The organism is Pseudomonas sp. IT-347P (assembly GCF_949768005.1).
Classification (GTDB): domain Bacteria; phylum Pseudomonadota; class Gammaproteobacteria; order Pseudomonadales; family Pseudomonadaceae; genus Aquipseudomonas.
Genome location: NZ_CATKPQ010000055.1, coordinates 190,159 through 199,565, shown reverse-complemented (window position 1 = coordinate 199,565; position 9,407 = coordinate 190,159). Strand labels below are relative to the sequence as shown.

The 9,407-nt window shown below is 59.6% G+C and carries 11 protein-coding genes and 1 tRNA gene; 6 read left to right on the top strand and 6 right to left on the bottom strand.

Features of this window, described 5'->3' with window-relative positions:
* The 4 genes from ACM6IV_RS20560 to ACM6IV_RS20545 all read right to left on the bottom strand — a co-directional run bounded on the left by ACM6IV_RS20560 (position 1) and on the right by ACM6IV_RS20545 (position 3,472).
* Positions 1-261, bottom strand: a complete 261-nt coding sequence (locus tag ACM6IV_RS20560) for a DUF2164 domain-containing protein (protein WP_414871411.1) — start codon at positions 259-261, stop codon at positions 1-3.
* Positions 262-900, bottom strand: coding sequence for an imidazole glycerol phosphate synthase subunit HisH (gene hisH / locus ACM6IV_RS20555; protein WP_102899557.1), 639 nt, complete (start codon positions 898-900; stop codon positions 262-264).
* Positions 900-1,493 carry an imidazoleglycerol-phosphate dehydratase HisB gene (gene hisB / locus ACM6IV_RS20550; RefSeq protein WP_007909204.1) on the bottom strand — a complete coding sequence of 198 codons (594 nt, stop codon included), beginning with the start codon at positions 1,491-1,493 and terminating at the stop codon, positions 900-902. The genes hisH and hisB overlap by 1 nt, the downstream gene beginning before the upstream one ends.
* Positions 1,494-1,807: 314 nt before the next feature.
* Positions 1,808-3,472, bottom strand: a complete 1,665-nt coding sequence (locus ACM6IV_RS20545; RefSeq protein ID WP_414871410.1) for an OFA family MFS transporter — start codon at positions 3,470-3,472, stop codon at positions 1,808-1,810.
* 224 nt (positions 3,473-3,696) lie between these two features.
* On the opposite strand from ACM6IV_RS20545, the gene ACM6IV_RS20540 reads away from it, so the two are divergent.
* The 6 genes from ACM6IV_RS20540 (at position 3,697) to ACM6IV_RS20515 (ending at position 8,397) form a co-directional block, all read left to right on the top strand.
* Positions 3,697-4,101 (top strand): acetyl-CoA sensor PanZ family protein, encoded by a 405-nt coding sequence (locus ACM6IV_RS20540; protein ID WP_414871409.1) that lies wholly within the window; start codon positions 3,697-3,699, stop codon positions 4,099-4,101.
* A 78-nt stretch (positions 4,102-4,179) separates the two neighbouring features.
* Positions 4,180-6,405, top strand: coding sequence for an AsmA family protein (locus tag ACM6IV_RS20535; protein WP_414871408.1), 2,226 nt, complete (start codon positions 4,180-4,182; stop codon positions 6,403-6,405).
* Complete coding sequence (gene mutY, locus ACM6IV_RS20530; RefSeq protein WP_414871407.1) at positions 6,402-7,469, top strand: A/G-specific adenine glycosylase; 1,068 nt, start codon at positions 6,402-6,404, stop codon at positions 7,467-7,469. Before ACM6IV_RS20535 ends, mutY begins: the two co-directional genes overlap by 4 nt.
* Complete coding sequence (locus tag ACM6IV_RS20525) at positions 7,466-7,738, top strand: oxidative damage protection protein (RefSeq protein WP_258677930.1); 273 nt, start codon at positions 7,466-7,468, stop codon at positions 7,736-7,738. The genes mutY and ACM6IV_RS20525 overlap by 4 nt, the downstream gene beginning before the upstream one ends.
* Before the next feature lie 104 nt (positions 7,739-7,842).
* A tRNA-Phe gene (locus ACM6IV_RS20520) sits at positions 7,843-7,918 on the top strand.
* 125 nt (positions 7,919-8,043) lie between these two features.
* A complete protein-coding gene (locus ACM6IV_RS20515) occupies positions 8,044-8,397 on the top strand; it encodes a hypothetical protein (protein WP_414871406.1) in 354 nt (117 codons plus the stop codon).
* Here the strand turns inward: ACM6IV_RS20515 and ACM6IV_RS20510 are convergent.
* Together ACM6IV_RS20510 and ACM6IV_RS20505 are read right to left on the bottom strand one after the other, a co-directional pair.
* Positions 8,394-8,684, bottom strand: coding sequence for a YceK/YidQ family lipoprotein (locus ACM6IV_RS20510; protein WP_414871405.1), 291 nt, complete (start codon positions 8,682-8,684; stop codon positions 8,394-8,396). The two genes, ACM6IV_RS20515 and ACM6IV_RS20510, sit on opposite strands and share 4 nt — an antisense overlap.
* 78 nt (positions 8,685-8,762) lie before the next feature.
* Complete coding sequence (locus ACM6IV_RS20505; protein ID WP_414871404.1) at positions 8,763-9,212, bottom strand: carboxypeptidase regulatory-like domain-containing protein; 450 nt, start codon at positions 9,210-9,212, stop codon at positions 8,763-8,765.
* Positions 9,213-9,407: the final 195 nt, after the last annotated feature.

Below are 9,407 nucleotides of genomic sequence, written 5' to 3'. Positions count from 1 at the left end.
TCAGTCTTTCTCGAGCGCCCACAGGTCGCTTTCGATGCTTTCAAACCGCTCTTTGAGATGGGTCTGCACATCGAAAATCGCCCTGTTGTAATAGTGCGGAGCAATTTCGCGGGTAAACAGCTCAAGAATTTCCGCCGCTTCGAACGAACCCAGGTCCAGTTCGAAACGGTCTTCCATGAACCGCTGAATCTTGCGATTGGCCTCGTTCTCCTGTTCGGGAGTGAGGGTCAGGATCGGCGGTCTGGACTTCTTGGCAGCCATTTACCAGCGACCGTCCCACGCGGCGAAGTTCTGCAGCAATTGCAGGCCATGGGTATGGCTCTTCTCCGGGTGGAACTGCACGGCGAAACGCGAGCCATCGGCCAGCGCCGCAGCGAAATCGACCCCGTAATGACCGCCACCCACCACCTGCCGCGCGTTGGCGGCAGCGATGTAGTAGCTGTGCACGAAATAGAAACGCGCCATGTCCGGAATGTCATGCCACAACGGGTGGCTGACCTTCTGCTGCACTTCGTTCCAGCCCATGTGCGGGACTTTCAGATGTTCGCCGTCTTCGTGCAGATCTTTGCCGAAGAACTTCACCGCGCCCGGGAACAGGCCGATGCAGTCGACGCCGTCGTTCTCTTCGCTGGTGTCGAGCAAGGCCTGCATGCCGACACAGATGCCGAGGAACGGACGATCCTGACTGACTTCGCGCACCAGCGAATCGAAGCCGAGGCGACGGATCTCCGCCATGCAATCGCGAATTGCGCCAACCCCCGGGAACACCACGCGGTCAGCTTCGCGGATCACGGCAGCATCGCTGGTGATCAGCACTTTACCGGCGCCGACGTGCTCCAGGGCCTTGGCCACCGAGTGCAGATTGCCCATGCCGTAGTCGATAACTGCAACCGTCTGCATTACAGAACGCCTTTGGTCGATGGCATTTGCCCGGCCATGCGCTCATCCAGCTCGACGGCCATGCGCAGCGCGCGGCCAAAAGCCTTGAACACGGTTTCGATCTGGTGGTGGGTGTTGGTGCCGCGCAGGTTGTCGATGTGCAGACTGACCAGTGCATGGTTGACGAAGCCCTGGAAGAATTCCTGGAACAGGTCAACGTCGAAGCCACCGACGGTAGCGCGGGTGTACGGCACGTGCATCTGCAGGCCTGGACGACCGGAGAAATCGATCACCACGCGCGACAGCGCTTCATCGAGCGGCACGTAGGCGTGACCGTAGCGACGGATGCCTTTTTTATCGCCAATGGCTTTGGCAAATGCCTGGCCGAGGGTGATACCGACGTCTTCCACCGTGTGGTGGTCGTCGATATGCAGATCGCCCTTGCATTCGATATCCAGGTCGATCAACCCGTGACGGGCGATCTGATCCAGCATGTGCTCAAGAAAAGGAACACCGATATCGAATCGGGCCTTTCCGGTGCCATCAAGGTTGATCGAGGCTTTGATCTGGGTTTCCAGAGTGTCGCGCTCGACAGACGCCTTACGTTCGGCCATCACCAGCTCCGCAAAATCATTGGGCGAAAAAGGCAGCCATTATAGGCACGCAGGAAGCAAACAGAAACACGAGAGGTGAGATGGCTGACGGATAGAACCCCCGGCTGTCGCGGGTAGACATGTCCATACAAGCCAAAAAGCGGAAATCTGGAAATTTGAAGAGTTCCCTGTGGGACGGGCTTGCCCGCGAAGAGGCCGGCACACACAACATCAATGTTGTCTGACCTGACGCCTTCGCGGGCAAGCCCGCTCCCACAGGGATTAATGTTTTCCCTGGCTGACCTGAAAGCTTCAGATCAGCCAGGATCTACACCTTAGTGGAACAATACCGCCGTCTTCTGCAGGGTCACCCACACACCCCACGCCAACGGAATACCCACCACCAGCCACGCAGCAATCGCCAACGGCTTGCTACCCGGCGCGGCTTTCCACTCCAGAACCGTGCTGGCATCAGCACCTTTGTCATGGCCCAGCGCCTGTTCGGCAGCCAGTTCAGCGTCGGTCATGAAGTACTTGTCGGCCACCGGGCGCACCATCAGGTTGCACAGGAAGCCCAGCACCAGCAGGCCGGCAAGGATGTACAGGGTGATGTCGTAAGCCGCAGCGCGTTCAACGCCGATGCTCAACTGGTACTCACGCAGGTAGTTCACCAACACCGGACCCAGCACACCCGCCGCCGCCCAGGCCGTCAGCAGACGACCGTGGATCGCGCCGACCATCTGCGTACCGAACAGGTCGGCGAGATACGCCGGCACCGTGGCAAAACCGCCGCCGTACATCGACAGAATGATGCAGAACGCCGCGACGAACAGCGCAACGTTGCCCAAATGGCCCATGTTCGGAATCAGTGCGTACAGGGCAAAACCCAGGGCGAAGAACACGAAGTAGGTGTTTTTGCGACCCAGGTAGTCCGAGAACGAGGCCCAGAAGAAGCGGCCACCAATATTGAACAGGCTCAGCAGTCCGGTGAAACCGGCAGCAATCGCAGCAATTGAAGCCAGTTGCCCGGCGTCGAGCTGGCCAAACGGCACATCAACACCCAGCAGTTTGCCGCCGAACACTTCCTGCAGCAGTGGCGAAGCCATGCCGAGGATGCCGATACCGGCGGACACGTTCAGGCACAGCACCAGCCAGACCAGACGGAATTGCGGGGTTTTCCACGCCACATTCACATGCACATGGCGATGAGTGATCATCGAGTTGGAAGCCTTTTTCGCCGGAGCGGTCCAGCCTTCAGGTTTCCAGCCGGTTGGTGGCACGCGGTACGACAGTGCGCCACCGATCATGAACACAAAGTAGATCGCGGCCATGGCGACGAAGCTCTGCCATACGCCGACACCGCTCGGCGAAGCGAAGTGACTCATCAACGCGGTTGCCAGTGGTGCACCGACCATCGCGCCGCCACCGAAGCCCATGATTGCCATGCCGGTGGCCATGCCGCGCTTGTCCGGAAACCACTTGATCAGGGTCGAAACCGGCGAGATATAGCCCAGCCCCAGACCGATACCGCCGATCACGCCCGAACCGAGCCACATCAGCCAGATCTGGTGGGTATAGATACCCAGCGCCGAAATCAGCAGACCGCCGCACCAGCACAGTGCCGAGACAACGCCAGCCTTGCGCGGCCCGGCGTGTTCCAGCCAGCCACCCCAGATCGCTGCCGAGCAGCCGAGGAAGATGAAGAACAGCGTGTAGATCCAGCCAAGCATCGAGATCGGCCAGTCGCATTGCGACGAAAACACTTGTGCGATGAAGCTCATATCCGGTGCGCAAGCCACCGGAGCAGTAACGCCCAGCGCCTTGGACAGCGGCAACCAGAACACCGAGAAGCCGTAGGCCATGCCGATGCACAGATGGATGGCCAGAGCGGCCGGTGGAACCAGCCAACGGTTGAAACCGGGCTTGGCGATGATGCGTTCCTTGGACAGGAACGCAGGCTGGTCGGCGCGAAGGCCGTCCGCCGTGATGCTCGTGCTCATTGTGTATCCCCCAATTATTAGTATGGTTCGCCAGCCACTGTTCACCCCCGGCCTTTATGCACGCAGGCATGACCGTTTTTTTGGGTGAAGCTCCTTGAAGGCGCGACGTTACGTCGCAGAAGGACGGACGAACGGGCGAAGGTTACCATTTGCAGGTGACAGAAAAACCAAACTGATATCACCTTTTTTCTGTCATCTGATCTCGTACCACTCAGGAAAACGCCATGCCGATCGTTGTAGAAGCGCTGAACGCCGCCAATTATCAGGATCAGGAGGATTTGCGGAGGATCTATCGCGACGCGCCGGACTGGCTGTTTGCGCCGTTTTCCGGTGAGGACGATCTGATCGACGGCGCCCTCGCGGACGGGAGTTTTATTGCCGGACGTTTCAACGACCGCCTGCTCGGTGCCGCGCGCCTGCAAAGGCACCACGACGTTTGGTACTTGTCCCATTTATGCGTACGAAAAGTTACCCGTCGCCGTGGCGTTGCGGAGCGGCTGGTGAACCAAGCGCAGAAAATGGCGTCGCAAGCGGGGGCAGAACTGCGCCTGCTGGCGCCTGCCGGGCATCTTGAAGTTCAGACAATCGCAGTGAAGCTGCACCTCCCGCTGGAGGCACTGGCAACATGACGCCACACCGAAACGGGCAGTTGCAGCGCTATACTCCCCGGCTAAATTACGAATTCGACTAACTACAAGGACTCGCCCATGAAAGCGTTCGGCAAAATCCTGGGTCTGGTACTTCTCGGGTTGTTGCTGATCATTGTGGCGGCAGGTTTTGCCCTGACCCACCTCTTCGATCCCAACGACTACAAAGACGAGATTCGCCAGATAGCCCGCGACAAGGCCCACATCGAGCTGACGCTCAATGGCGACATCGGCTGGAGTCTGTTCCCGTGGCTCGGGCTGGAACTGCACGAGGCCAGCGTTGCCACCTTGATCAATCCGACCGAACCGTATGCCGATCTGCAGATGCTCGGGCTGTCCGTGCGCGTGCTACCGCTGTTGCGCCGCGAAGTGCAAATGAGCGATGTGCGCGTTGAAGGCCTGAACCTGCGCCTGAACCGTGACAAGAACGGCCACGGCAACTGGGAAGACATCGGCAAGGTGCCAACAGCCGCCGCGCCTGCCGGCAGCCCGGCACCTGCCAGCGCTGCCACTGCTGAGGCCCCTGCCCAACCGGAAAAACCGCCGCAGCCGATCCGCCTCGACATCGACAGCCTGACCGTCAACAACGCCCGTGTTGAATACAACGATGAACTGACGGGCAAGCAGTTCAGCGCCGAAAGCATCCAGTTGAGCACCGGCCCGGTACACGACTCGACGAATATTCCGGTGAAAGCCACGGCATTCCTCGGCACCAACCAGCCCGTCCTGCGCGTGCGTACCGAGCTCACTGGCGAGCTGCGCATCGAGCGCGCACTGCAACGCTACAGGTTCGAAGACATGAAGCTGTCTGGCGAACTGGCCGGCGATCCGTTGCAAGGCAAAACCATGACATTCGCTGCCCAGGGCCAGTTATCGCTGGACAAAGCCGCGAACGTCGCCGAATGGACCGGGATCAAGATCTCCGCCAACCAGTTGCGCGCCCTGGGCGAGCTGAAAGCCAATGATCTCGACAAGACCCCGCAGATCACTGGCGCCCTCTCCATCGCCCAGTTCGACCTGGCGAAATTCGTCGACAGCATTGGCCAGAAACTTCCGGCCATGGCTGAAGGCAGCCTGAGCAAAGTCGAACTGGTCAGCCGCGTGGCAGCGACGCCAACCAGCATCGCCTTCGACAATATCAACCTCAAACTGGACGACAGCAGCTTCAGCGGCCGCGTCGCCGTCGAAGATTTCGCCAGGCAATCGCTGCGGGCGATCCTCAAGGCCGACACGTTCAACGTCGACCGCTACCTGCCACCGAAATCGGCGCAAGCCAACAGCGCCACGCAAGTGCGTCAGGCCGAGGTCGCCAGCACCGAAGCCGACGCCATGGCCGGCGCCGGCTCCACGCCGCTGCCGGACAAACCGAGCAAAACCGCGTGGAGCACGGAGCGCCTGCTGCCGGTTGAACGCCTGGCCAGACTCGACGTGGACGCCGACCTGACCTTCGGCCAGTTGACCCTCGACAAACTGCCGATCCAGAACGCCGCGCTCAAGGCCACCGGCCAGGGCGGTTTGCTGACCCTGAGTAACCTGAGTGGCGAGTTGTACAACGGTGGCTTTGCCGCCAACGGTACCCTCGACGTGCGCCCAAGCGCACCGGTGCTGAATCTGCAGACCAGGCTCAATCGGGTCCCGGTAGAAAAAATCCTCGAAAGCCAAGGCAAGAACCCGCCCGTCAAAGGTCTGGTGACCCTCACCAGCAACGTGACCGGCAGCGGCAACAGCCAGCAGGCACTGATCGACACGCTGAACGGCAACGCCAGTTTCGTGATCAATAACGGTGTGCTGCTTAACGCCAACCTTGAGCAGCAACTGTGCAAAGGCATCGCCACGCTCAACCGCAAAACCCTCAGCGGCGAGCCACGGGGCAAGGACACGCCGTTCGAGGAACTCAAGGGCAACCTGACCTTCCGTAACGGCATCGCCAGCAACCCGGACCTGAAAGTGCGCATCCCCGGCATGACCGTCAACGGTGATGGCGACATCGACCTGCGCGTGCTGGGCATGGACTATCGCGTCGGCATCATCGTCGAAGGCGACACCAGCGCCATGCCGGACCCGGCGTGTCAGGTCGGCGAAAAATTCGTCGGCATCGAGTGGCCGCTGCGCTGCCGTGGCCCATTGGAACTGGGCGCCAAGGCCTGTCGCGTCGACAACGATCGCCTCGGTCAGGTCGCGACCAAAATGGCCGGCGACAAACTCAGTGAAAAGATCGACGAAAAACTGGGCGACAAAGTCAGCCCGGAACTGAAAAACGCATTGAAGGGGCTGTTCAAGCGATGAGAGCGGAGCAGTTTTCCACGGCGGTGCTGGAATGGTTCGACCGCCACGGCCGTCACGATTTGCCCTGGCAGCAGGACATCAACCCGTATCGGGTGTGGGTGTCGGAGATCATGTTGCAGCAAACCCAGGTCAGCACCGTGCTCAACTACTTCGACCGTTTCATGGCCGCACTGCCAACGGTTGAAGCGTTGGCCGATGCGCCGGAAGACGAGGTACTGCACCTGTGGACCGGGCTGGGCTACTACACCCGCGCGCGCAATCTGCAGAAGACCGCGAAAATCGTCGTCAGCCAGTACGGTGGCGAGTTTCCGCGCGACGTCGAAAAACTTACGGACCTGCCGGGCATCGGCTTGTCCACAGCCGGCGCCATCGCGAGCATCAGCATGGGCCTGCGTGCGCCGATCCTCGACGGCAACGTCAAACGCGTACTGGCGCGCTTTACCGCGCAAGAGGGCTACCCCGGCGAACCAAAAGTCGCCAAACAGCTCTGGGCCACCGCCGAGCGCTTTACGCCGCACGATCGGGTCAACGCCTACACCCAGGCGATGATGGATCTCGGCGCGACACTGTGCACGCGCAGCAAGCCGAGTTGCCTGCTGTGTCCGCTGGAACGTGGCTGCGAAGCGCATATGCTCGGTCTGGAAACCCGCTACCCGATTCCCAAGCCGCGCAAAGCCATCCCGCAGAAGCACACGCTGATGCCGATGCTGGCGAACGGCGAAGGTGCGATTCTGCTTTACCGTCGTCCCTCTACAGGTTTGTGGGGCGGTTTGTGGAGCCTGCCGGAACTCGATGACCTCGACGACCTGCAACACCTTGCCGATCAGCATTCGCTGACCATGGGCGAACAGCAGGCGCTGCCGAGCCTCGTCCATACGTTCAGCCATTTCCAGCTGTCCATCGAACCCTGGCTGGTTCAGGTGCAGGAGGCCGCCCATCACGTGGCCGAGGCCGACTGGCTCTGGTATAACCTCGCCACCCCGCCGCGCCTGGGCCTTGCCGCCCCGGTCAAAACCTTGCTCGAACGCGCGGCCGCCGTATTGAACGCAGGAGAGTCATCATGACCCGCACCATCATGTGCCGTAAGTACAAAGAAGAACTGCCCGCGCTGGACCGCGCTCCTTTCCCGGGCGCCAAAGGTCAGGATATTTTTGACCACGTCTCGGCCAAGGCCTGGGCTGACTGGCAGAAACACCAGACCCTGCTGATCAACGAAAAACGCCTGAACATGATGAACGCCGAAGATCGCAAATATCTTCAGGGCGAAATGGACAAGTACTTCTCCGGCGAGGAATACGCCAAGGCCGAAGGCTACGTTCCGCCTGCTGAGTAAACCCTGCAAAATCGGGGGTCGGATCGTAAGCGACGGAATTAATTTAAGAAATTTTAAAAAAGTCGTTGACGTAAATCCGAAAAACCCTTTTAATGCGCCCCGTTGCCCAGATAGCTCAGTCGGTAGAGCAGGGGATTGAAAATCCCCGTGTCGGCGGTTCGATTCCGTCTCTGGGCACCAAATACCGAAAACCCTGAATCGCAAGATTCAGGGTTTTTTTATGCCCGCGATTTGGTCAGTACTTTTTCAGTCAGCTGAATTCGCGCTACTTTAGCCGTCCCTTACGGAAGAGGGTCATCCCGGCGATGAACCAGAAACGAACCCGCGTGCCCCTGCCCCATCCGCCGCCCTATCGTCCGAGCCGCGTGAGTGGCTGGCTGTTCCTCCTCGTCGCCGTGGTGACTGCCTTTGCCGTCGGCGCATCGATCTGGCTGCTGATCGACAGCTGGCTCACAGGCAGCATTACCACCAACAATCGCGGTCCGCGCAGCACTTACACCCTGGCCCTGCAGCCCAGGCTGTTCTGGTTCGAGTTTGTCTGGCAAAGCGTCGGCGCGGTGTTTCTGCTGGCGGTTGCGGTGTTCGGCGTGTGGATCTACCGCAAAGTACAAGAACCCCTGCACACACCGAAACCCAAACGCCACGCAAAGAAATCCTAGAGCGTATTGAGGTAATCGACAGGCAGCAGAACCGTATCCAGTGCAGCGTCCACTGGCAGGGATACAACGGTGATCACCGGGCAGACAATCATCATGTAGCAGACGATCGCCGCCGGCATACCATCGCTGCCACCACCACGCACACCCAGCAGATGAAGATTGCCATCAACCCCTCGGTAGTACTGGGCATCGGACAAACCGTCATTCAAACGCCCGACAAACGTTCCACAACCGGCCAACGACAACACGAGGCCCGCCACGCAAACAGCACGCAAAATCCCTTTCAAACCAGCGTTTCCTTACATCACCAAACAAGAGGCGCGGGATTGTACCCGCGCGCCTCAGTTCTGCAATCACACCTATCGCTATCCGGCGTCATTCCAGTGGAACACCAGATTGCGTGGGGTGCCGCTGCCAACGTCGGTCACGTCGCGCCTCGTTTCGCCGTTACGCGTGGCCACTACCGTGTATTTGCCGGGTGGCAGTTGCACGTATACCAGCGGGCCCGTGTGGTTAAGCGTCAGTAGGGTTTGCCCTGAAGACTGTTGAATCGTTACATCGACATCAGCGGTGTACTCATCTTGCTCGCCCACGGCGAACGTCATGTGCAGGTTGTAACCGGTAGATTGCTGAATGGCCTTCGCCTCATCCTCCCCAATCCCGCCAGCCACATAAGTGACGCCGTTCTGTTGTTGCTGCTGGACTTGCACCGCCGCACTGTCGACGGGTTCAAGACTGGCTGCCTGCAACATCACCGGAAACAGCAATGCGGCGACTGCGGCGATGGGCAGCATGAATGAAAGAACGCGTTTCATGATCACGACTCCCGGGCTCTTGTAGAGCCCAACCGTTACTCTTTATTGGATTTGGTAAAGGGGGGTCGCGTTTTAGAATGATTTGAACTTGGCGTGGGTACGAAAGGGACTACGGGGTTTATCCAATTCGTGACGCACCGCGTCACGAATACTGAGATGGCCCTCACTACCTGATTCGGAACGCACTGCGTTCCA

Bases quoted from the DNA above. Each gene is read 5' to 3' on its own strand.
- ACM6IV_RS20560 (WP_414871411.1), bottom strand. From the start codon at position 261: ATGGCTGCCAAGAAGTCCAGACCGCCGATCCTGACCCTCACTCCCGAA.
- hisH (WP_102899557.1), bottom strand. From the start codon at position 900: ATGCAGACGGTTGCAGTTATCGACTACGGCATGGGCAATCTGCACTCG.
- hisB (WP_007909204.1), bottom strand. From the start codon at position 1,493: ATGGCCGAACGTAAGGCGTCTGTCGAGCGCGACACTCTGGAAACCCAG.
- ACM6IV_RS20545 (WP_414871410.1), bottom strand. From the start codon at position 3,472: ATGAGCACGAGCATCACGGCGGACGGCCTTCGCGCCGACCAGCCTGCG.
- ACM6IV_RS20540 (WP_414871409.1), top strand. From the start codon at position 3,697: ATGCCGATCGTTGTAGAAGCGCTGAACGCCGCCAATTATCAGGATCAG.
- ACM6IV_RS20535 (WP_414871408.1), top strand. From the start codon at position 4,180: ATGAAAGCGTTCGGCAAAATCCTGGGTCTGGTACTTCTCGGGTTGTTG.
- mutY (WP_414871407.1), top strand. From the start codon at position 6,402: ATGAGAGCGGAGCAGTTTTCCACGGCGGTGCTGGAATGGTTCGACCGC.
- ACM6IV_RS20525 (WP_258677930.1), top strand. From the start codon at position 7,466: ATGACCCGCACCATCATGTGCCGTAAGTACAAAGAAGAACTGCCCGCG.
- ACM6IV_RS20515 (WP_414871406.1), top strand. From the start codon at position 8,044: ATGAACCAGAAACGAACCCGCGTGCCCCTGCCCCATCCGCCGCCCTAT.
- ACM6IV_RS20505 (WP_414871404.1), bottom strand. From the start codon at position 9,212: ATGAAACGCGTTCTTTCATTCATGCTGCCCATCGCCGCAGTCGCCGCA.